Genomic DNA, 21,169 nt, shown 5'->3' with positions numbered 1-21,169 from the left:
CCGTGATGCGCGGGGCTGGGCGACCGGCTGGGTGAAGCCTATCGGCTTGTTCAGGCGGTGACGGGCGTGAGTGCGCGTTCCTCGGCGGCGGCGTGGGCGACGACCGCCTGCACCGCGCGTTCCACCATCTCCTCAACACTGCCGTCGATGGGGATTTCGATGCCGGGCTCGTCGGGCTGGAGCGGTTCGAGGATGGCGAACTGGCTGGGGAGTAGTTCGGGCGGCATGAAATGGCCCTTGCGTGCGGCGAGGCGCTCGCCGATGAGTTCGTGGCTGCCGGTGAGGTGCAGGAAGAACACGGGCACGTTTTCGCGCAGTACGTCGCGGTACGAACGCTTCAGCGCGGAGCTGGAAACGACGGTGTTCGCCTGGATGGCTTCCTTGGCGGCCATCCAGGAGTTGATGACGCGCAGCCACGGCCAGCGGTCTTCGTCGGTGAGCGGGATGCCCGCGCTCATCTTGTCGATGTTCGCCTGCGGGTGGAAGGCGTCGCCTTCGGCCATTTCGTAGGAGAGGCGGTCGCGGATCGCTTCGGCCACGGTGGATTTGCCGCAGCCTGCGACACCCATGATGACTACGTGAATGCTCATGATGTGCTCCTTTGGGTCCTGAAGTGTGTGGTGAAAGCCTCGTTGCGTGGGTCGAATCTCCGGTTGATTCTTGATGAATATGATATTCCTTAAAAAGAGTACTTGTCAAATTAAAAAGAGTACTTTTTGGATTCGGGTGTTTTGCGGAACGGGTAGTGTGGAACCAGCATCATGAATCACGATGCGGCGAATCGGACGGCATGCGGCACCGAATCGGAACACGGCGGCCGACGCGCGGCCACGGCATAAGGAGGCAGGTATGGCGGACACGAACGATGGCGAACACATGCATATCCCCGTCGCCAACCAGCTCGCCTCGGACATCATCGACGGAACATGGGAACCCGGCACCGCGCTGACGCTGGAAGCCATCCAGTCGCGCTTCGACGTGTCGCGCACCGTCGCCAGGGAAGCGTCGCGGCATTTGGAAGCCGCCGGAGCCATCGCCATACGCCGCAGGGTGGGGCTCGTCGCACAGCCTCCCGAAGACTGGCAGGCCCTCAACCCGCAGGTCATCGCCTGGAAACTGCACTCCTCGCAGCGCAAACGCGAACTGCTCGCCCTGACGGAACTGCGCCTGAGCATCGAACCCGCCGCCGCGCGATACGCTGCACTGCGGGCATCGCTGGAAGACAAGGCCAAACTGCCGGTCATGGCGCTGCAGATGAAGCAGCTCGGCGAACAAGGCCGCCTCCCCGAATTCCACAAGCTCGACATCGAATTCCACCGCCAGATACTGCGATGCAGCGGCAACGAACTGTTCGCCGCCTTCGCCGACACCGTGGAAACCGTGCTGCGCGGCCGCGTGGAGATCGACATGTACCCGCAGCACCCGGCGCCCGAAGCGCTGCGCGCGCATCTCGCGGTCGGCGAGGCGATCCTGAACGGAGACGCGGACGCCGCCTATGAGGCGATGCGTGAAATCGTGGACGAAGTGGACGAGGCGTTGCGCGACAATACGGCCCAGTAGGCGCGAATAGCGGCCTTATCGTGGCCTTGCGGCGGATTGCCGTGGATTATCGCGGCTGTCTCGACTGTTCTTGCGCGATCTCGCGCGGCTCTGCCGCAGCATGCCCTACTGCAGCACGATATGCCGGTTGAGTTCGCGCCGCAGCCGCCGCCAATCCGGCAGATAGGCGTCCATACGCCGCCGGAACCCCTCGCCATGCCCATGCTCCCACAGGTGCGTGAGCTCATGCACCAGCACGTATTCCAAGAACTTCGGGTCCATGAGTCCCAGTTGCAGATTCAGCCGGATCCGCCCGGTGCGTGGCGTGCAGGACCCCCAACGCGAGGTCATGGTGCGCAACGTGATATGGGTGGGGGATTTGCCCACGATCGGCTCCCAGCGTGCGAGCAGGGCGGGCAGTGCGGCGTTGATCGAAGCCGCGGCCTTGCGGCGCAGATCATCGTTCCATGCGGGTGTTGCGGGTGTTGCGGGCGCGTCCGATGCCCCGTTTGCGCTGTTCTCCCCGTTTGCGCCGGTCATACCTCCCATACCGACTGTGTCGCCACCGCCCATACCGAATCGTCCGCCGCCAAGCGCCTGCGCCTCCTCACGCGCCCGCTGCCGCATGGCGTTCCGATTCTCGTCGATCCAGACGCGACGGCTCCGCACGAACGCGATAATGGTGGCGTCCGGCGTGCGCCTGGGCGCGGAAACCGCCACCACTCCCGTAGGGGGTTTGATGCGCAGATACATGTTCTTGATGGGTTTGCGCGTCACCTGCACATCCAAGCCGTCGATTCTCACGGAATCATTGTGAGCCATGCCGCCAACATCGCAGCAGTCAGACCCAGCCCGCCAGACCCGAATCGACCTTGAACAGCCAGAATCGGCCTTGACAAGCCGGAAAGATAGACTGGCGTCATGTCACTTGGTCTGAATATCCTGCTGATTTTCATTTTCCTGCTGTTGGGCTCGGTGTTCGCCGGCACCGAACTCGCGCTGGTGAGCCTGCGAGGTTCCCAGATTGACCAGATGGAACTCCAGGATGCGCGCGGCGCCCGAGTGGCGAAAATTGCCCGCGACCCCAACACGTTCCTGTCCAGCGTGCAGATCGGCGTCACGCTGTCCGGCTTCCTGTCCGCATCGTTCGGCGAATCCTCCATCGCACCGTTCGTGGTGCCCGTCGTGGAAAGCTGGGGCGTGCCGCATCACGTCGCTGCGCCGCTGACCACCATCGGCCTGACGCTCATCATCTCCTACTGTTCGATCGTGATCTCCGAACTGGTGCCGAAGCGTATCGCCATGCAACGCAACGAGGCCATCGCCCGCGCCGTCGTGCCGGCCATCGACGTGTTCTCCAAAGTGTGCCGCCCGCTGATCTGGCTGATCGGCAAGAACACCAACGGTTTGGTGCGTCTGCTCGGCTTCGACCCGAACGAGACCGAAACCGAGGTTTCCGACGACGAGCTGCGCGTACTGGTCAATTCCAACACCAATCTGAGCAAGGACGAACGCACGATTCTCGACGACGTGTTCGACGCTTCCGAAACCATCGTCGCCGAAGTGATGCGCCCGCGTGCCGACGTCGTGTTCATCGACGGTTCGATGTCGCTGGACGAGGCCGCCGCCTTCGTGCGCGATCAGCCGTACTCCCGCTACCCGGTCACGGGCAAGGATTTCGACGATGTGCTCGGATTCGTGCACGTGCGCGACCTGCTGGACGTGCGCGACCCGGAAGCGCGGGTCGTGGCCGACGTGGTGCGTGAGGGCATTTCGCTGCCGGGCACGTCCAAGCTGCTGCCAAGCCTTGAACTGCTGCGCAAACGCGGCATCCATCTGGCCGTGGTGATCGACGAATACGGCGGCACGGACGGCATTGTCACGCTGGAAGATATGACCGAGGAGCTGGTCGGCGACATCCGTGACGAATACGATCTGCCGACCGAGAAGGGCGGCGAGCGGACCAACCGCAGCGTGTTCGTGAACGGTGTGGCGGCCATCGAAGGCGGCACCACGCTGGAGGACTTCGAGGACCTTACCGGCATCGAGCTTGAAGACGGCCCGTACGAGACCGTGGCGGGCTATTTCCTCGCGCATACGGGCAAGATGGGCGCTGTGGGCGACGTGCTGCATTCCGACGAGGGGTGCGATATGAAGGTCACCCAGGTGGACGGGCGGCGTATCGCCATGATCGAGGTGCGCAAGGCCGCCGACGGTGAGAGCGCGGGGAATGCCGGCGACGATGGTGAAGCCGGGAAGCCCGGGAAAAGCGGGAAATCCGAAGAATGACGCCCTGCTGATCGGTTCATCCGGCTGTGAACCGGTCGGGCTGTGAATCGGTCGGGCTGTGAATCGGTCGTATTCGGGCGAGCCGGTTCGGCGCGACCGAGTCCGTTCTGATACAAGAAAACCCCGGAACCATGCGGTTCCGGGGTTTGTTTGTGGAGCATGCCGGGTTCGAACCGGCGACCCTCTGCTTGCAAAGCAGATGCGCTACCAGCTGCGCCAATGCCCCAAGTGAAAAAAAGAGCGACCATACAGTCGCTTCATTTTCCGTGGGCCCGGAAGGACTTGAACCTTCGACCTCATCCTTATCAGGGATGCGCTCTAACCACCTGAGCTACGGGCCCGATCCATGCACTTCAAAAGCGCACAAGCAATTAAGATACCAGAGCAATCCGTATAGTGCAAAACCCGGGCGTGTCGCGCTGGTGCCGTAAGCGTGCAGCGTGTGGTGGAAGGCGCCTGAGAAGCGGTAAAAACCGGTAAAACCGCGAGTTCGGCGGTCCGCCACGCATAGAGTGGGGTATCGAGTTGACGATGGGAAGCGTTACGGGCGGCATGTTGTGAAACATGGCGTGAAACATGCGTAGCACGTCGCGTACGCCGTGCAACGGCAACATCAGCATGACTTTGCGCGGCAAAGGCGATCCCACCGTTACAGACGAAGCTACGAGCGAAGTCGCAAGCCCGATCACAGACAAACGAAAGGCGAGACATGGACGTCCCACGAGTCCCACAGGAAATCCTCGACGTAATGCACCATCCCGGCGTGTACTACTGCGATATGCCCGGCATGGGCGAAGCGCAGACCGCGCAACTGGAGATCCTCTACGATTTCAACGCCACCAGACCCAGCGAAGGCGCACGCAGACACGAACTCATGGAACGCTTCTTCGCCGAAGCGGGGGAGGGGCTCTACATCGAGCCACCGCTGCACGCCAACTGGGGTTGCAGCACGCATTGGGGTGCGCACTGCTACGCGAACTTCAACCTCACGCTGGTCGACGACGGCGAGATCTTCATCGGCAGCCACACCATGATCGGTCCGAACGTCACCCTGGTCACCACAGGCCACCCCATCCGCCCGGACCTGCGCGAACGAATCGGCCAATACTCCGAACCCATCCACATCGGACGCAACGTGTGGATCGGCGCGGGCGTGACCGTACTACCCGGCGTGAGCATCGGCGATAACTCGGTGATCGGCGCGAACAGCCTGGTCACCAAGGATATTCCCGCGGACAGCGTCGCCTACGGCAGCCCGTGCAAGGTGATTCGCCCGATCGGACCGCACGACTACGAATACTACTGGCGTGATCGCCGCTACAGCGAAAACGACAACGGGAACACCGGCGAATCCGCGGAATAACCAACGACTGGAAGCGCTTGTGCTGGCGCCGACGGAACGAAAACCATCCGTCTGCGCCAGAGCGCTGGGGCAGGTATCTGGACACATGCCCTAGAAAATGTAGCTTGACATGGCTCTTTTCCCCTAGAAAATGTGTGCCCTTTTGCGAGGTGCATAAGATTTCGACACCCATCTGCAACCAGTGCAGCGCGCTGTAAGTGCCGCAAGTCTCAGAAGCTCAATACCTCGACCTTGCCGGAATCCAGCTGGTAGCGCGCGCCGACCAGCATGAGACGATCCTCGGCCAGCGCCCGGCGAATCACGTCGGAACGGTCGACCAGTTCCTCGATGGTGCGGGCGATATGCACGCGTTCGAAATCCTCATTGGATTCAAGTTCCGATTCGTGCGCCTGCCAGATGGAGAAACCGACGGTGCGCAGCATGATGGATTCGGCTTCGACAATGCGCTCGTCAAGATCGGCCACATTGTTCGCGGCCATCAGGGAATCCTCGGCATCCGCGGTCAATTGGTGCAGCAGCGCCTCGTACTCTTTAATGCCCTGCTTGATCGCACCGCAATTCTGATGGCCGAGCACCACCAGCAGTCGCACGCCCAGCGAATCCACCGCATATTCCAACGAAGCAAGCACGGCATCGTCGACGATATGCCCGGCGGTACGCACGGTGAACAGCTCACCCAAACCCGCATCGAAGATGATATCGGGGCTCACACGCGAATCCGAGCAGCTCAACACCGCCGCATCCGGTTCATGCGTGTCGATCAGTGCCTCACGAGCTTCGGCACTACGATTCGGATGCACCGGCTTGCCTTCCGCGAATCTGCGATTCCCCGCCAGCAGACGGTTCCAAACGCCGCTCGCCGTACCCTCGACCTCGTTCTGGTCCACAAACATCTCATCTGCCATTGATTTCCGCCCTTCCATTGCTCAGGCTACGGATATCATACGGTCAGGGCTGCCCGTGGATGCGCTTGGAAGCCGCGAGCGAAGAGAGCGCGGAGCATATCGCAACGGTCGTCACTGGAGGGAGTCGCGAAGCTGCAGGATGTGTTGTTCGATTTGGCGGATCACCGTGATGAACGTGGCATCATCGCAACCCGTGGGGTCGGGCAAACCCCAATCGGCGTCGAACGGTCTGCCTATGTACGGGCAGCGCACGCCGCAGCCCATCGATATGGCGATGTCCGGGGCGGGGATTGCGTCAATCGTCTTGCTGTACTGCGTGCGTTCCATGTCGATGCCGTACAGTTCCTTCATCAGGCGGACGGCGTCCTGGTTGATGCGCGGCTTCGTTTCGGTTCCCGCCGAATAGCAGTCGAGCACATCGCCCGCAAGCAGTTTCCCGAGCGCTTCGGCGATCTGGCTGCGGCAGGAATTATGCACGCAGATGAACGCGACCTTCGCCTTACCCATGATTTGCCTCCGGTTCCCGACCTCGTCCTGGACTTCCGATGCCTACCTTAACGGGAACCGATGCCATGCGACGCCGGTTCCTGAATCGGCGAAGAGACACGACGTCTACCAGCCTTCCTCTATTGCGGTTTGCTTTCGATTTGGAATTCCTCTGCCAGATAAGGGGAAAGCTACATAAAGGCTGCTATGCCGAGGAAGAATCCTGTAATACCGGTGGCCATCAATACGATGATGGTGATGATTCCGGTGAAGATGCGTACAGGAAAGGTTTCCTTTCCGTGATTTGATGGGCTGTCCGCAACTAATCTCATTACTCCAATCACAACCCAGCAAACTGCGCCCAGGGCTAGTGTCAGGAATTCTCGACGCTATTCCGTTTCAAGTGAGGGAATACCGACGATTGATGACGGGTCGTTTGCCAGTCTTGGCGGAATAGCGCATAGGATACGCTCCAATATTAGGTAAAGGGTATCAAAATGGATCAGAGTCAAAGCGAATGGGAGCTGTAGCGCCAGTCCTATCCACCACAGCGTACGTCGGATGATCGCGAGTCTGTCGCCCGGCCTAGTGTCCGGCTTGCCGTCTTCGCCCTCCGTCCCGGTGCCGTCCGCGGGCGTGTGGTCCCCCTCGTGCGCGTCCGTCATCCCGTCCGCGTCCCTTTCCACGTCCATATATCCCCTCCGATCATCCGAGTCTGTCACTCGGCCAGCGCGCCCATTCCGTGCGCCGTCGCCGGCCAGTCTAGGGCCGTGCGACGCGAACGGGGAGGCCCGCGCCGTCAATCGGCACGGAACCTCCCCGTTCGTCAAGCGGTCGGACAGCCGCGGATCAGCCCGTGTTCTGCAGGCCGGCGGCGACACCCGAAACGGTGCACAGGATGAGGTACGTGTACCCCTCCCTCTTGCCGTGGCTGAGCTCTTCCTTGTCCACCTTCTTGCGCAGCGACTTGAGCGCCAGCACCTGGGTGAGGGACAGCACGTCCACGTACGGGGAACGGATGCGCACGGCGCGGCCAAGCACGTGACGGTGCTGCAGCGGCCACTTGTCGCCGACGATGGCGAGCACCCACTTGCGGGTCAGCTTCATCTCGGACAGCACCTTCTCCGGCAGATCCTCGCGGTCGTCGAGGGCGAGGTACATGCGGGCGATGCGCTCATCGGTCTTGGCAATCGACATTTCGATGTTGTCGATGAACGTCGAGAACAGCGGCCACTCCTCGTACGCCTTGCGCAGCGTGTCCAGGTCACCGAACTTCTCGCAGGCGGTGCCCAGGCCGTACCATGCGGCCAGGTTGATGCGGGCCTGTGCCCAGGAGAAGATCCACGGGATGGTACGCAGATCGTCGAGGGACTTGGCGCCGAGGCCACGCTTCGCCGGACGGGAGCCGATCGGCAGCAGGCCGATCTCGGTCAGCGGCGTCACGGTGGAGAACCACGGGGCGAAACCGTCGGTGTTCAGCAGGTCGAGGAAGCGCTCATGGGCGGCTTCGTCGAGTTTGCCGGCCATGTCGGCGTACTTCTCGGTCATCTCGGTGTTGCGCTTCTCCACGCTCGGAGCGGACTGCAGCAGCGTCGCGGCCGCAACGGATTCGACGTGGCGGATGGCCAGGATCGGGTTGCCGTAGCGGGCGAAAATGACCTCGCCCTGCTCGGTGAGCTTGAAACGGCACTTCACGGAACCGACCGGCTGGGCGAGCACCGCGCGGTTGGCGGGGCCGCCACCACGGCCGACGGCGCCGCCACGGCCATGGAACAGGGTCAGGTCGATGTCGTGCGATTCCGCCCACTTCGCGATGCGCTCCTGCGCGGAGTGCAGGGCGAGCGTGGCGGAGGTCGGGCCGGCGTCCTTCGAGGAATCGGAGTAGCCGAGCATGACTTCCAGCTTGCCGCCGGTTGCCTTCAGGCGAGCCTGCACTTCAGGAATCTTGATCATTTCCTCAAGCACGTTCACCGAGTTCTGCAGATCCTCAAGCTGTTCGAACAGCGGGATCACGTCGATGGTCGGCACATCGTCGGGATGCGCGAAGGCCAGACGGTTCAGCTCGTACACGTCCTTGATGTTCTGGGCGCTCTTGGTGAAGGAGATGATGTAACGGCGGGCGGCCTTCTGGCCGTTGCGTTTCTGGATGGCACCGAGGGCGCGGAACGTGTCGAGCACCTCGTGGGTCATCGGCTGCAGTTCGCCGCGCTCACCGTGCAGACCGTGCTCGCGGATATCCTCCAGCGCACGGGAGTGCACGACGGAATGCTGACGGAACTCCATCTCGACCATGTGGAAGCCGAAGGTTTCGGCCTGCCAGATCAGATCCTGCAGCGGGCCGTAGGCGGAACGCTTCGCGCCTGCCGCAGCGAGGGAACGCTGCACGACCTTCAGGTCGGCGATGAACTCCTCGCAGGAGTGGTACATCAGGTCGGCGTCGCGCTCGATGGTGTAGTGCAGACGGTCGGCCATGACCAGCATGACCGCGCGGTGCAGTTCCTTGGTGGAAATCAGGGCGGCCTTGTCGGTGAGACGCTCGCTCATTTCCTTCTGATGGTTCCACAGGTTCTTCAGCTCGGTGCTGGTCGGCGTGGTGCCGGCTTCCATCGTGAGGTTCCTGCCCACGGTGCGGGTCTCTTCCTCAAGCGCGGCGACCACGTGATCGCTGAACTTGCGGGCGACCTGACGGCTCACCTTGGCGGTGACGTTCGGGTTGCCGTCGCGGTCGGAGCCGATCCAGCTGCCGGGGTGGAAGAATGCCGGGCACACCGGTTCCGTCAGGCCGGCCTTGTCGCCGAGCAGCCAGTCGTCGAAACGACGGTACACCTGAGGAATCGTGTGGAACAGCGTGGAATCGAAGATGTCGAGAATGGTGTCCGCTTCCTCGACCGGGGTCGGCTTCTTCAGCGCGATCGGGGAGGTGCGGAACAGGGCGTCGATCTCGTTGTACAGGCGACGGCTGTTTTCCTTCTTATCGGAACCGCCGAGCTTGTTGTGGACTTCAAGCAGTTCGGAGATCCTGCGGATCTTGCCTTCCACGGCCTTACGGCGGGCTTCGGTCGGATGAGCGGTGAACACGGGGTGGAATTCCAGCCTGTCCAGCAGCTCCTTGGCCTTCGCCGGGCCCATCTCGTTGATGAGCTTGTGGTAGGCGACGGTGAGTTCGTTGACGGGGTCGACGGCATTGTTATCGTCGACTTCGGCCTCACGCTCACGCAGTACGGAAACGCGGTAGTTCTCCTCGGAAAGATTGGCGAGGTGGAAGTAGGTGGCGAATGCGCGGGCGAGCAACTGTGCGTCATGCAGGTTCATCTCGTCGATGACCTTCACGGCTTCGGCCAGGCCGTCCTCATCCGGATTTGCGTTTCCGCCGAAATGCTCGGCACTTGCCTCGACCGCGTAATTACGCACGGTGTCGAAGGTGGCGAGCAGCTTGGGATCGTACTCGTTCAGTACGTCACGAAGGATCTTCAGACTCAGATCCATATCGTATTTCAGATTCTCAGGAAGATCGTGCTCTTCCGGAGCCTTGCGGCCGGTGCCGGTTTCCACGATGGAAGCATCGGCAGGCACGATTTGCTGTTCATCTTTTGCCAAAACAAACCTCCTTAGTCGAACATCGGGTTGCCCGGTCTATCTGGTCGTCCGTGGCTCCTCCACGGTTGTTGAGGCCAAATCGTTGCGAGCCCACAGCCCTAGGTTCAACGTGGTTATTGCGAGGCACAGTTTACTTCGCCAAAACCACCATTTGTGTTACGACGTCCATTTTCGGCATATATTCGTGGACATGATGGTTCGGGGAGGGGAGTAGAAAAGGAGGCGTGAGCGAACAGAAAGAAGAATCGGAGCATGGCGTCGAGCCCAAAGGGGCCCAGGCCGTCAGCAAATACCACACCCACTCCATTCCTCTGGATATGGAGGACATCGAACGCGACTGGGACAAGCCCGTCTCGGAAGCGGGCATCGCCGCGAAAACCAGCGTGATCGTGCGCGTCGGCATGCTTGATCTCGCCGCCGGAACGGGAAGTTTCCGCGTCCGCGAGATGATGCACCGCATTGCCTACCCGCTGGGCGTCCACGTTCGCGCCGACGTGAACCTGACCGACATCGAAGCCTCCTGCACCGACGGCAAGGATCGCATCACCGAAGTGGTCGATCTGCCGACGACCGGCGTGAACACCGAACGCATCTGGCTGCTGGAACATTTCGCCGACTGGTTCAACGTGAACCTCGGCACGGGATCCATGTACCACCGTCAGGCCGACGTGTCCGAAGGGCTGATGCAGCATCTCGACAAGAGGGACGCCTCGCAGGTTTCCGCCGACCTGTCCAAGCGGCTGCGCGAACAGCGTAAGGCCGAGCAGCATGCGCAGGATGATCCCGTGCTCGACGTGCTGGAAGCGGTAAGCGCCCAGACCGAGGAGGGCGAAACCGTGGCCCGGCCGCTGCACATGCGCGACATCGAGGAAGCGCAAAGCCGCGTCGACGAATCCGCAGCCGCTTCCGCAGCTTCCGCCGCTTCCAAGCCCGGCAGCGCCCGCGAGCGCCGCGATGAACGCCGTGAACAGGTGCGCAGCCGCATCAAGGAACGTGCGAACAAGCCGCCGAAGGAATACGCCGAGCATTTCGCCGCACCCGGCAGGAACGCGAACAGCCAGGGCGGCATCACCGTGCGTCAGGCGCACGAACGCCTCGACATGATCGAACACCGCAAACCGTTGTATTCCCCGGCTTTCGCCGGACTCGCCTCGGCTTGCGCCTGCGCATCCTTCGTGTTCCTGCTCGGCGGCGGTCCCTTCGACATGATCGGCGCGTTCGTCGGCGCCGGCCTCGGCCACTGGCTGCGCCGTCGGCTCTTCGCCCATCATCTCAACCAGTTCTTCGTGACCTTCGTGTGCGTGGCCGTCGCCGCGCTCGCCTGCACCGGCACGCTGCGACTCATCGGCCTATTCAACCCCGTCGCCTTGCAGCATGACACCGCCTACATCGGTGCCATGCTGTTCGTCATCCCCGGTTTCCCGCTTATCACAGGCGGTTTGGATATGGCGAAGATCGACTTCCCGTCGGGCGTGCAACGCATCACCTACGTGTTGTGCATCATTCTCATGGCCACGCTCGCAGGCTGGATGGTCGCCTCCATCGTCCACCTGAACCCCCAGGGCTTCGAACCGCTCGGGCTCAACCCGGTCGTGAACTGCCTGCTGCGCATGCTTTTCGCCTTCATCGGGGTCTGGGGCTTCTCCGTCATGTTCAACTCCCCGCAGCGCATGTGCCTTGTCGCCGCCACCATCGGCCTCATCACCGACACCCTGCGCTTGGAGATCGTCGACGCGGGCGTTCCCGCCGAAGCCGGCGCCTTCATCGGCGCCCTGCTCGCCGGTCTACTCGCCTCCGCCTGGCGTTCCGCCGTTCGCCGCGGTTGGCTTGCCCCGCATCTTGGCTACCCGCGCATCTGCCTCACCGTGCCGTCCATCGTCATCATGGTTCCCGGCCTGTATATGTATCAGGCCATGTTCCACCTTGGCCAGTTCGACACGTTGAACGCGCTCGACTGGGCCTTCCGCGCCTTCATGGTGATCCTCTGCCTGCCGATCGGCCTCGCCATGGCGCGTGTGATCACTGATAAGTCGTGGCGGTACGACATCTAGTCAACGGCCCGGCGTAACCGACCGAAACCCGGCAGTGGCGTTGCCCTGCCGGGTTTTTCGTATGTGCGGCGATGCGCTTTCTGCGCGGTTTCGACGAAGACGGGGTGTTCGCTATGTGGTTCCCGGTATGAGACGGTTCAGCTCGCGGCAATATCGAGCGGTTACATTGGGTCGAGCGACTGTATTCGCATTGAGAGATCCCTATCGAGAGGAAAGTGGGACGTGGTTTCCAAAGACTTTTGGGTTTTGGCTGCCATGGTCATTTATTTCGCGGCCATGCTGACCATCGGATTCGTGTACTCCAAGCGTTCGAATTCATCCACCAGACAATACTTCGCCGGCGGGCGCGGCGTTGGCCCGTGGCTGACGGCATTGAGCGCCGAAGCCTCCGACATGAGCGGCTGGCTGCTCATGGGCCTGCCCGGCGTCGCCTACTTCACCGGCGCGGCCGATCCGATGTGGACCGCCATTGGCCTGGCCCTCGGCACCTACCTGAACTGGAAACTCGTCGCACGCCGTCTGCGCCGCTACTCCGTGGTCGCGGGCGACGCCATCACCATCCCCGACTTCTTCTCCAAACGCTTCCATGACAAGAAGAACATCGTCTCGACCATCGCCGCGCTGATCATCCTTGTCTTCTTCTGCGTATACGTCGGCAGCTGCTTCGTCACCGTCGGCAAGCTCTTCTCCACCCTGTTCGGCTGGGATTACCACCTGACCATGGTGATCGGCGCGGCCATCGTGTTCGCCTACACCATCATCGGCGGCTACCTGTCCGTCGTCGTGACCGACTTCATCCAGGGCATGCTCATGTTCTTCGCGCTCGCCGTGGTCTTCATCGGCTCCGTCGCGGCCGCCGGTGGCGTGGATAACACCGTGGCGTTCCTCAAGGCGATCCCGGGCTTCCTTGACGGCACCCACGTGGCCACCCCGGTGCTCAACGATGCCGGCGAGCAGATCGTCAAGGCCGGGCAGGCCATGTTCGGCGCGCCCGCCGACTATGGCATCATCACCATCATCTCCATGCTCGCCTGGGGCCTCGGCTACTTCGGTATGCCGCAGGTGCTCGTGCGTTTCCTGTCCATCCGCAGCTCCGAGGAGATCCGCAAGTCCCGTATCATCGCCACCACCTGGTGCGTGATCTCCCTCGCGTGCGGCGTGTGCATCGGCCTGGTCGGACGTGCCATGATGCCCACGCAGTTCGCCACGCAGGCCGCCGCGGAGAACATCTTCATCGTCGTTTCGCAGGCGCTGCTGCCGAGTTTCATGTGCGGCATCGTGGTGTCCGGCATCTTCGCCGCGTCGATGAGCTCCTCGTCCTCCTACATGATCATCGGCGCCTCCGCAGCTGCGGAGAACATCTTCCACGGGCTGCTCCACCGCAAGGCCAGCGAACGCCAGGTGATGATGGTCGCACGCATCACGCTGCTCGTCATGTTCATTTTCGGCATCGTGATCGCCTTCGACCAGAATTCCTCCATCTTCCAGGTCGTCTCGTACGCGTGGGCGGGCTTGGGCGCGTCCTTCGGCCCGTTGATGCTCACCTCGTTGTATTGGAGGCGCACCAACAAGTACGGCGCCATCGCGGGTATGCTTTCCGGCACCGCGACCGTGCTTATCTGGCACAATCTCATCAAGCCGCTCGGCGGCGTGTTCGCCATTTATGAGCTGCTGCCCGCATTCATCGTGTCGTTGCTGTTCATCGTGGTGGTGTCGCTGCTCACCCCGGCGCCCTCCGACGAGGTGCTGCATGAGTTCGACCATTATCTCGACGATCCGAACGACAAGCAGGTCGATGACGACTTGGTTGCTGCGGAGATCGCGGCCGGCGAGCGCCGCGCCCAGATCTGACCCGCTCCGGGGTTCCGGAGTGGGCTGGTGGCCGCCCGCCGGCCGCTACTCGGCTTATTGATGGCGGATTCGGGCCTTCGCGATTTGCCAGGTGGCTTATCTATGGCACCGAAACGCGTAATCCCCGGGTATGAACGTTGGAATTCCAGCGTTCATACCCGGGGATTTTCCGTATACGTGCCATAGATAAGCCACCTGGTTCATTCCAGATGCCGTTTTCTGCCATATATAAGCGAGATAGCGGCGATTCCGTGGTTCAGGCGGCGTTATGGCCTCCCGTGCGGAGCCATGCAGCGGCTCAGGCGTTCAACAACCCACCCGGTGGCCCGCTCGGCAACCCACTGAGCGAGCCGCTCAGTAGCTCATGCCCATGGCGTCGCGCACCTGCTGCAGCGTCTCGTTCGCGATGGCGTTCGCGCGCTTGTTGCCCTCGGCGAGCACGTCGCGCACATAGTCCATATCCTTGGCCAGCTCGGTGCGGCGCTCACGCATCGGCGCCAGATAGTTGTTCACGGATTCCACGACATACATCTTCAACGCGCCTGCACCGGAGTCACCGATCTCCTCGGCGATCTCCTGCGGGTCGCGGCCGGTGGTCAGGCCCGCGGTGGTCAGCAGCGCGGAAACCTCCGGGCGGTTGATCGGGTCGAAGGTGATGCGGCGTTCGGAATCGGTGCGGCTCTTCTTGATGAGCTTGGCGGTTTCCTCGGCGGTGGCGCTCAGCATGATGGAGTTGCCGCGGGACTTGCTCATCTTCTGGCCGTCGAGGCCCGGAATCTCCGGCGCGTCGGACAGGATGGCGTCCGGTTCCGGGAAGACGGGGTTCTTCTTGGCGTAACGCTCGTTGAAGCGGCGCGCGATGGTGCGGGTCAGTTCGATGTGCGGCAGCTGATCCTTGCCCACGGGCACGATGTTGCCCTTGCAGAACAGGATGTCGCAGGCCTGATGGACCGGGTAGGTGAGCAGCAGGCCGGTCAGCGCGTGGCCGGAGGCTTCCATCTCGGCCTTTACGGTCGGGTTGCGGTGCAGCTCGGATTCGGTGACCAGCGACAGGAACGGCAGCATGAGCTGGTTCTCGGCCGGGACCGCGGAGTGCGTGTAGATCATGGTCTTCTCCGGGTCGATGCCGGCGGCCATGTAGTCGAGGATCAGGTTGAGCACGTTGTCGCGGATGTGTTCGGTGGTGTCACGGTCGGTGATCACCTGGTAGTCGGCGATGATGATGTTGGTGTGTACGCCCTTGTTCTGCATTTCCACGCGGCTGCGCAGGGTGCCGAAGTAGTGGCCCATGTGCAGGCGGCCGGTCGGGCGGTCGCCGGTGAGCATGGTGAACTTGCCGGGGTTCTTCTCGATTTCGGCCAGCGTCTCATCCGAACGCTTCTTGGCCGCCAGGAAGCTGGCGCTCATTTCATTGCCGACCGCAGTGATCCGGTTGTTCTGAGCTTCGTCCGTCATGCTTACGCCCCTTTGTGAATTAAGGAAATGCTCTCGCGAAAATATCGCTTTTATCGTAAAAGTGCGAGAAGACAAGCCACAGGGCGTCAACAAGTGGTACTCTTCTGTGTGATGAATTGATAGCAAGCAACATTACCAGGGGGTCAGATGGGCCGCGGACGTCAGAAAGCAAAACAACAGAAAATTGCCCGTAAGCTGAAGTACCTGACCACCGACACCGATTACGATGAGCTTGCCAAGGAGCTCGGTGCTCAGGAGCCCGGTGCGGGTTCCTTCGACCCATTCGCCGACATCGAGGCCAAGTATTCTCACGATGCGGACAGCGAGGATGAGACCGCCGAGGGTGGTCACGATGCGTCCTCCGATACCGTGGACGACCTGGATGAGTATGCGAAGTGGGCCGCCGAAGCCGCGGCGAAGGCCACCAGTGGCGAAATGCCGGTGACCAAGGCCGCTCCGAAGCCCCACAAGCCCATTCCGATGCCGATGCCCAGTGCGCTGAAGCCGAAGAAGCAAAGCTGATCGTTCCTAACGAACCTTATGAAGCCGCGATGCGCGCCGTAATGGCCGCCATCGCGGCTTCGTCATATGCGGGCCGATTCGGCCGATTCGGCCGCGAACTCAGTACAGGGGCAGCAGGTCGCTCAGGTCGTCGCGCTCGCCGACGGCGGTGATGTGCCCGGCTTCCTTCTCCTCGCTCCAGCTGGTGATGCCGGTGGCGAGTCTCAGCCACACGTCGGGGTCGAGTTCGATGACGTCCGGGGGAGTGAGGTTGTGCGGGTCGGATGCGGGGCCGTCCAATATCTTGACGGCGCCCCACGGCGCCACGCGTACTTCGACGCCGGGTCCGGGCGCTTTCTGTTCCAATAAGTGGAGCGAAAAACGGACGGCCATGGCCTTGATGGGTCTGGGGAGGGTTGGGTCGGCGGTATGCGGGTCGTGTTCCAGGCGGGCGGCTTCCTTCCACTGCTCGAATGCCGAGCGGCCGCGCGCCAGATCCTTGTCCAAAATCACTGGCATGCCTCCATTGTGCTCCTATCCCAGCCCGCGCGGGACCGGTGCGTGCGGGCTGAGGGGGATTCGGGAGGCGGCGCTCGCGGGCGTCTCGTTGGTCTTATCGCACTGTTTTGCCTAGTTATGTGCTCACGTTGTCATATTTGTTCGCTGTTCGTGTGGCGTTGAGTGAGGGGGTGTGGTATGGTGTCTATGACAACGTATGCATGACGTTGAAGGACGACGATTGTCCCCACGGACAAACGAGCGTCCAAGCGAGTCAAGTAGTTGGCTCACGTTATGCCGTGCACATATGATTGTTCCGTACAACCTATTGATAGAGAAAGTCAGAGCAAATGGCCGAGATCACTGCACCGAAATCTCCCGTCACGGCTGAACAGTTCGCTGACGAGATTCGCGAGCAACTCAAGTACACTCAGGGCGTCACTGTAGAGCAGGCCAAGCCTGCGGACGTGTATGTCGCCGCCGCCACTGCCGTGCGTCGCCATCTCATGGATTCGTGGATGACCACCCAGGCCGACATGGTCAACGGCAACACCAAGGCCGTCGGTTACCTCTCCGCCGAGTTCCTCATGGGCAAGCAGCTGGAGAACGCACTGCTCAACGCCGGTCTCACCGACCAGTTCAACGCCGCGGTGAAGGATCTGGGCTTCGACGCTCAGGAAATCATCGACGCCGAATACGAGCCGGGCCTCGGCAACGGTGGTCTGGGTCGTCTGGCCGCCTGCTTCATCGACTCCCTCGCCTCCCTGGGCGTGCCGGCATTCGGCTACGGCATCCAGTACAAGTACGGCATCTTCAAGCAGGAGTTCGACGAGAACGGCAAGCAGATCGAAACCCCGGATTACTGGCTGGCCAACGAAGAGCCCTGGGGCCACATCGATTACAACCGTGACCAGAAGGTCTCCTTCGGCGGCGAAGTCGTCGAAGAGAACGGCAAGAAGGTCTGGAAGCCGGCCTGGTCCGTGCGCGCCGTCCCGGTCGACTACATGGTCCCGGGCTACGCCTCCGGCCGTGTGAACACCCTGCGTCTGTGGACCGCCAAGAGCTACGACGAGTTCGATCTGCTCGCCTTCAACAAGTCCGAGTACCTCGACGCCGTCAAGCCGCAGGTCGAAGCCGAGAACATCTCCAAGATCCTGTACCCGGAAGACTCCACCCCGCAGGGCAAGGCTCTGCGTCTTGAGCAGCAGTACTTCTTCGTGTCCGCCTCCATCCACGACGCCATCCGCGTCTTCTACCCGGGCCAGGACAAGCCGGATCTGACCACCTTCCCGAACAAGATCAACTTCCAGCTGAACGACACCCACCCGGTCATCGGCATCCCGGAGCTCATGCGCGTCCTCATGGACGAATACGACTACGACTGGGATACCGCCTGGGACATCACCCGTCGCACCTTCAACTACACCTGCCACACCCTGCTTCCGGAAGCCCTGGAAGTCTGGCCGTCCAAGCTCATCGGCGAACTGCTGCCGCGTCACCTCGAAATCATCGAGAAGATCCAGGACCAGTTCGCGGCCGAGCTCAAGGCCAAGGGCATCGACGCCGACACCGCCGAAGACATGGCCATCTACACCGGTGACGCCGTGCGCATGGCCTACCTGGCCACCTACGGCGGCTCCCACGTCAACGGCGTGGCCGAGCTGCACTCCCAGCTGCTCAAGGACGTCACCCTGAAGAACTTCTCCGACGCCTACCCGGACAAGTTCACCAACGTGACCAACGGCGTGACCCCGCGTCGCTTCATCAAGCTCGCCAACCCGCGCCTGTCCGACCTCATCACCGAAGGCCTCGGCACCGACAAGTGGCTGTCCGACCTCGAACTGCTGCAGGGCCTCGTCCCGCTGGCCGAGGACGACGAGTTCGTCAAGAAGTTCGCCGCCGTCAAGCAGGCCAACAAGGTCGACTTCTCCAACTTCGCCAAGCGCAAGTACGGCTTCGACATCGACCCGAACACCATGATCAACACCATGGTCAAGCGTCTGCACGAGTACAAGCGTCAGGCCCTGAAGATCCTGTCCGTCATCGCCGACTACGCCGACATCAAGTCCGGCAAGGTCTCCGCCGACGACGTCATGCCGCGCACCATCGTGTTCGGCGCCAAGGCCGCTCCGGGCTACTACCTGGCCAAGCAGACCATCCAGCTGATCAACAACGTCGCCCGCGTCATCAACAACGACCCGGACGTCAAGGGCAAGCTGAACGTCTACTTCCCGTGGAACTACAACATCGAGCTGGCCCAGAACCTCATCCCGGCCACCGACCTCGACGAGCAGATCTCCCAGGCCGGCAAGGAAGCCTCCGGCACCGGCAACATGAAGTTCGCCCTCAACGGCGCTCTGACCGTCGGCACCCTGGACGGCGCCAACGTCGAGATCCGTGAGCGCGTCGGCGCCGAGAACTTCTTCCTGTTCGGTATGACCGAGCCGGAAGTCTCCGCCCTGTACGCCGAAGGCTACGACACCAAGGGCCTGTCCCGCGAATACTACGAGAAGGATCCGCAGCTCAAGGCCGCCATCGACATGGTCGCCGACGGCACCTTCTCCGACGGCGACAAGGACGCCTACAAGGACCTCGTCACCGACTGGCTGAACAAGGATTACTTCATGACGCTCGCCGACTTCCGTGCGTACATGGACATCCAGGCCCAGATCGAGGAAACCTACCGCGATCCGATGAAGTGGAGCCGCATGGCCGTCCTCAACGTCGCGAACTCCGGTTACTTCAGCTCCGATCGTTCGATCGAGGATTATTTGGAGCGCATCTGGCACACCGGCCCGCTCGCCTGACGGCTCACGTTCCGGCGTGCCAGCCGCGCGCTGGTTCCTGCCTCGCGGCATAGCCGCTCGGCGTCGCCTACAGACAGCCCACTGGGCTGTCTGCTTGGCGGGCTCCGCACGTCATTACTTGAGCGCCGGGTGAGCTTGCCCGGTTAGCTGAGACGTGGAGAGGGAGACAACCCTAGGGTTGTCTCCCTCTTTTGCGTTTATGGGATTCTCCGGGTGCGCTGGCTTGGGTTGCGGCGCATTCGGCAACGAAAAGGGGCGGCCGTGTGGACGCCCCGGATTCGCAGTGACTTATGCCATCAGTGTATCAGTTTCCCGCATCGGCACCCGCCGACGAACCGTAGTCGAGAACCATGATCGGCTGGCCGTGCTGGGCGCATAAAAAAGTCGCGCACCAACATGATGCGCGACTGACGGTCTACCGTGATGAAGAATCAGGCGGCTTCCGCTGCGGTTTCGGCTTCGCCGGTCTCAGCCTCTTCGTCCGCGGCCTTATCGAGTCCGAGGTCCACGGGGGAGGAGCTGTTCTCCCAAGGTTCCTCCCACGGATCATAATCGGGATTCTGCTGCTTGTAGACGTACAGGCCCACAACGGCGGCGAGCAGTGCGCCGAACAGAATCGCAAAGAACTTCCAACCGTTCGAAGAATTCTTCTCCATGACGGCTCCTTTCCGAGGTTTCTCGTTGGCCTGCCCATTCAAACCAACTCTGCTCACTATGATAAGCCGAATTTTGTGACGATTGGGTGGAACGCGCCGGAAACCAATGTCATCCGCGCCACCCGAGCCCGCCGTACGGCCCATCCGCGCACCCGTTCGCGTAGCCATCCCTATTAACCCCGCGCTTGGGCAAAGCGGCGGATACCATGATTGCATGTATTTCAAGATTCCCAACAAACGCGAGATCCGATATGCCTGGAACAGCGGCGGCCCGGTGATCACCACCTCGATCATCGTCATATGCGTGGCCGTATGGCTGGTGGAGATCATCACCCGCGCATTCCTGCCCTCGGTGTTCGCCGCGATCGTGAACTGGGGCATGGCGGCCCCGGTGGTCATGGTGCAGCGCCCGTGGACGTGGCTGACATCCATGTTCCTGCACGCGCCCAGCATTCTGCACGTCCTGTTCAACATGCTGACCTTGTGGTGCGTGGGGCCGATGCTCGAACGCATGCTCGGGCACTGGCGCTTCCTCGCGCTGTACCTTATTTCCGGCCTTGGCGGGGCCGCTGGGCTGATGGTGTGGGCCAGGGCGACTTCCGACTGGTCTCTGGCCGCCTACGGCGCTTCCGGAGCCCTGTTCGGCCTGTTCGCGGCCATGCTGGTCGTGTTCCGCCGCGTGGGTGCGGATATCCGTTCGATGCTGGTGTGGATGGCGGTGAACTTCGCCATGCCGTTCGTGATGACCGGTATCGCCTGGCAGGCGCATGTGGGCGGATTCATCGCCGGCGGCGTGCTGACGATGCTGCTGACGAGCGGTATTCCCGCGCTGCGCGGCCGTTCGCTGACGCAACGTATGGCCATCTACGGCGGTGCGATCGTGGTCGTACTGATCGCCGTCATCGTGCTGTGCGCTCCGCGCTTCTGAACGCGGGCACGGCTGGGACTTTTCGGGGCGCTCCGACCGATATGCGGTTGGGGCGCCCGCGTCGTATGTGCGGGGCTGGCGGCTTATCCACGGCCTGTCCATGTGGTTTATCCATGGCTTATCCACCGCTCGGTAAGTTATCCACAGGCCGTTTTCGTAATCCACAACGCTCCAACGCGGGTCGGGAACGGTGGATAACCGGCGTAAACCCCGGAAAATCAAGGGAAACGGCACCCTGTAATC

The 21,169-nt window shown here is 61.9% G+C and carries 16 protein-coding genes and 2 tRNA genes; 8 read left to right on the top strand and 10 right to left on the bottom strand.

Annotated features, from left to right (window positions below; all coding sequences use genetic code 11):
* Window positions 1-50 precede the first annotated feature (50 nt).
* Window positions 51-590 carry a gluconokinase gene (locus KIH75_RS05705; protein WP_219055813.1) on the bottom strand — a complete coding sequence of 180 codons (540 nt, stop codon included), beginning with the start codon at window positions 588-590 and terminating at the stop codon, window positions 51-53.
* 259 nt (window positions 591-849) lie between these two features.
* On the opposite strand from KIH75_RS05705, the gene KIH75_RS05700 reads away from it, so the two are divergent.
* On the top strand, window positions 850-1,560 hold the full coding sequence (locus tag KIH75_RS05700; RefSeq protein ID WP_219055812.1) for a FadR/GntR family transcriptional regulator: 711 nt from the start codon (window positions 850-852) through the stop codon (window positions 1,558-1,560).
* A 105-nt stretch (window positions 1,561-1,665) separates the two neighbouring features.
* On the opposite strand, the gene KIH75_RS05695 is transcribed toward KIH75_RS05700, so the two are convergent.
* The gene (locus KIH75_RS05695; RefSeq protein WP_219055811.1) at window positions 1,666-2,361 is read right to left on the bottom strand and encodes a M48 family metallopeptidase; all 696 of its coding nucleotides are present in this window, start codon (window positions 2,359-2,361) and stop codon (window positions 1,666-1,668) included.
* A 99-nt stretch (window positions 2,362-2,460) separates the two neighbouring features.
* Here KIH75_RS05695 and KIH75_RS05690 point away from each other — a divergent pair, with 99 nt between their 5' ends.
* Entirely contained in the window at window positions 2,461-3,828 is a 1,368-nt protein-coding gene (locus tag KIH75_RS05690) for a hemolysin family protein (protein ID WP_219055810.1), read from the top strand.
* A gap of 153 nt (window positions 3,829-3,981) precedes the next feature.
* Here KIH75_RS05690 and KIH75_RS05685 read toward each other — a convergent pair.
* Both KIH75_RS05685 and KIH75_RS05680 read right to left on the bottom strand, forming a co-directional pair.
* A tRNA-Ala gene (locus tag KIH75_RS05685) sits at window positions 3,982-4,054 on the bottom strand.
* Window positions 4,055-4,095: 41 nt separating this feature from the next.
* Window positions 4,096-4,169 (bottom strand) — tRNA-Ile (locus tag KIH75_RS05680).
* A 368-nt stretch (window positions 4,170-4,537) separates the two neighbouring features.
* On the opposite strand from KIH75_RS05680, the gene KIH75_RS05675 reads away from it, so the two are divergent.
* Window positions 4,538-5,191: a sugar O-acetyltransferase gene (locus KIH75_RS05675; RefSeq protein WP_219055809.1), complete on the top strand. Its 654-nt coding sequence runs from the start codon at window positions 4,538-4,540 to the stop codon at window positions 5,189-5,191.
* Window positions 5,192-5,400: 209 nt separating this feature from the next.
* Here the strand turns inward: KIH75_RS05675 and KIH75_RS05670 are convergent, their stop codons facing one another.
* The 3 genes from KIH75_RS05670 to KIH75_RS05660 all read right to left on the bottom strand — a co-directional run bounded on the left by KIH75_RS05670 (window position 5,401) and on the right by KIH75_RS05660 (window position 10,179).
* Window positions 5,401-6,096 (bottom strand): carbonic anhydrase, encoded by a 696-nt coding sequence (locus tag KIH75_RS05670; protein WP_219055808.1) that lies wholly within the window; start codon window positions 6,094-6,096, stop codon window positions 5,401-5,403.
* Between the two features lie 111 nt (window positions 6,097-6,207).
* On the bottom strand, window positions 6,208-6,603 hold the full coding sequence (locus tag KIH75_RS05665) for an arsenate reductase ArsC (protein WP_219055807.1): 396 nt from the start codon (window positions 6,601-6,603) through the stop codon (window positions 6,208-6,210).
* A gap of 828 nt (window positions 6,604-7,431) precedes the next feature.
* A complete protein-coding gene (locus KIH75_RS05660) occupies window positions 7,432-10,179 on the bottom strand; it encodes a phosphoenolpyruvate carboxylase (protein ID WP_219055806.1) in 2,748 nt (915 codons plus the stop codon).
* 317 nt (window positions 10,180-10,496) lie between these two features.
* Between KIH75_RS05660 and KIH75_RS05655 the strand changes: the two genes are divergently transcribed.
* Window positions 10,497-12,230 carry a threonine/serine exporter family protein gene (locus KIH75_RS05655; RefSeq protein ID WP_236028076.1) on the top strand — a complete coding sequence of 578 codons (1,734 nt, stop codon included), beginning with the start codon at window positions 10,497-10,499 and terminating at the stop codon, window positions 12,228-12,230.
* Between the two features lie 255 nt (window positions 12,231-12,485).
* Window positions 12,486-14,081 (top strand): sodium/proline symporter, encoded by a 1,596-nt coding sequence (locus tag KIH75_RS05650; protein WP_219055804.1) that lies wholly within the window; start codon window positions 12,486-12,488, stop codon window positions 14,079-14,081.
* A 354-nt stretch (window positions 14,082-14,435) separates the two neighbouring features.
* On the opposite strand, the gene trpS is transcribed toward KIH75_RS05650, so the two are convergent.
* Complete coding sequence (trpS, locus tag KIH75_RS05645) at window positions 14,436-15,536, bottom strand: tryptophan--tRNA ligase (RefSeq protein ID WP_219055803.1); 1,101 nt, start codon at window positions 15,534-15,536, stop codon at window positions 14,436-14,438.
* A 147-nt stretch (window positions 15,537-15,683) separates the two neighbouring features.
* On the opposite strand from trpS, the gene KIH75_RS05640 reads away from it, so the two are divergent.
* A complete protein-coding gene (locus tag KIH75_RS05640) occupies window positions 15,684-16,058 on the top strand; it encodes a DUF3073 domain-containing protein (protein ID WP_219055802.1) in 375 nt (124 codons plus the stop codon).
* A gap of 99 nt (window positions 16,059-16,157) precedes the next feature.
* Here the strand turns inward: KIH75_RS05640 and KIH75_RS05635 are convergent, their stop codons facing one another.
* Window positions 16,158-16,556 (bottom strand): sterol carrier family protein, encoded by a 399-nt coding sequence (locus tag KIH75_RS05635; protein ID WP_219055801.1) that lies wholly within the window; start codon window positions 16,554-16,556, stop codon window positions 16,158-16,160.
* 329 nt (window positions 16,557-16,885) lie between these two features.
* Here KIH75_RS05635 and KIH75_RS05630 point away from each other — a divergent pair, with 329 nt between their 5' ends.
* Window positions 16,886-19,342, top strand: coding sequence for a glycogen/starch/alpha-glucan phosphorylase (locus KIH75_RS05630; RefSeq protein WP_219055800.1), 2,457 nt, complete (start codon window positions 16,886-16,888; stop codon window positions 19,340-19,342).
* A 431-nt stretch (window positions 19,343-19,773) separates the two neighbouring features.
* Here KIH75_RS05630 and KIH75_RS05625 read toward each other — a convergent pair whose 3' ends face one another.
* Window positions 19,774-19,998 (bottom strand): hypothetical protein, encoded by a 225-nt coding sequence (locus tag KIH75_RS05625; RefSeq protein WP_219055799.1) that lies wholly within the window; start codon window positions 19,996-19,998, stop codon window positions 19,774-19,776.
* 214 nt (window positions 19,999-20,212) lie between these two features.
* Here KIH75_RS05625 and KIH75_RS05620 point away from each other — a divergent pair, with 214 nt between their 5' ends.
* Complete coding sequence (locus KIH75_RS05620; RefSeq protein WP_236028072.1) at window positions 20,213-20,926, top strand: rhomboid family intramembrane serine protease; 714 nt, start codon at window positions 20,213-20,215, stop codon at window positions 20,924-20,926.
* Window positions 20,927-21,169: the final 243 nt, after the last annotated feature.

It is taken from the genome of Bifidobacterium pongonis, assembly GCF_019331805.1.
GTDB lineage: Bacteria > Actinomycetota > Actinomycetes > Actinomycetales > Bifidobacteriaceae > Bifidobacterium > Bifidobacterium pongonis.
Note: the sequence above shows the minus strand (reverse complement) of the source record. Positions and strands in the feature narration are given on the sequence as shown.

What these genes read in the sequence shown, in the direction of transcription:
- KIH75_RS05705 (WP_219055813.1), bottom strand. Translation starts at nt 590, where the DNA reads ATGAGCATTCACGTAGTCATCATGGGTGTCGCAGGCTGCGGCAAATCC.
- KIH75_RS05700 (WP_219055812.1), top strand. Translation starts at nt 850, where the DNA reads ATGGCGGACACGAACGATGGCGAACACATGCATATCCCCGTCGCCAAC.
- KIH75_RS05695 (WP_219055811.1), bottom strand. Translation starts at nt 2,361, where the DNA reads ATGGCTCACAATGATTCCGTGAGAATCGACGGCTTGGATGTGCAGGTG.
- KIH75_RS05690 (WP_219055810.1), top strand. Translation starts at nt 2,461, where the DNA reads ATGTCACTTGGTCTGAATATCCTGCTGATTTTCATTTTCCTGCTGTTG.
- KIH75_RS05675 (WP_219055809.1), top strand. Translation starts at nt 4,538, where the DNA reads ATGGACGTCCCACGAGTCCCACAGGAAATCCTCGACGTAATGCACCAT.
- KIH75_RS05670 (WP_219055808.1), bottom strand. Translation starts at nt 6,096, where the DNA reads ATGGCAGATGAGATGTTTGTGGACCAGAACGAGGTCGAGGGTACGGCG.
- KIH75_RS05665 (WP_219055807.1), bottom strand. Translation starts at nt 6,603, where the DNA reads ATGGGTAAGGCGAAGGTCGCGTTCATCTGCGTGCATAATTCCTGCCGC.
- KIH75_RS05655 (WP_236028076.1), top strand. Translation starts at nt 10,497, where the DNA reads ATGGAGGACATCGAACGCGACTGGGACAAGCCCGTCTCGGAAGCGGGC.
- KIH75_RS05650 (WP_219055804.1), top strand. Translation starts at nt 12,486, where the DNA reads ATGGTCATTTATTTCGCGGCCATGCTGACCATCGGATTCGTGTACTCC.
- trpS (WP_219055803.1), bottom strand. Translation starts at nt 15,536, where the DNA reads ATGACGGACGAAGCTCAGAACAACCGGATCACTGCGGTCGGCAATGAA.
- KIH75_RS05640 (WP_219055802.1), top strand. Translation starts at nt 15,684, where the DNA reads ATGGGCCGCGGACGTCAGAAAGCAAAACAACAGAAAATTGCCCGTAAG.
- KIH75_RS05635 (WP_219055801.1), bottom strand. Translation starts at nt 16,556, where the DNA reads ATGCCAGTGATTTTGGACAAGGATCTGGCGCGCGGCCGCTCGGCATTC.
- KIH75_RS05630 (WP_219055800.1), top strand. Translation starts at nt 16,886, where the DNA reads ATGGCCGAGATCACTGCACCGAAATCTCCCGTCACGGCTGAACAGTTC.
- KIH75_RS05625 (WP_219055799.1), bottom strand. Translation starts at nt 19,998, where the DNA reads ATGGAGAAGAATTCTTCGAACGGTTGGAAGTTCTTTGCGATTCTGTTC.
- KIH75_RS05620 (WP_236028072.1), top strand. Translation starts at nt 20,213, where the DNA reads ATGTATTTCAAGATTCCCAACAAACGCGAGATCCGATATGCCTGGAAC.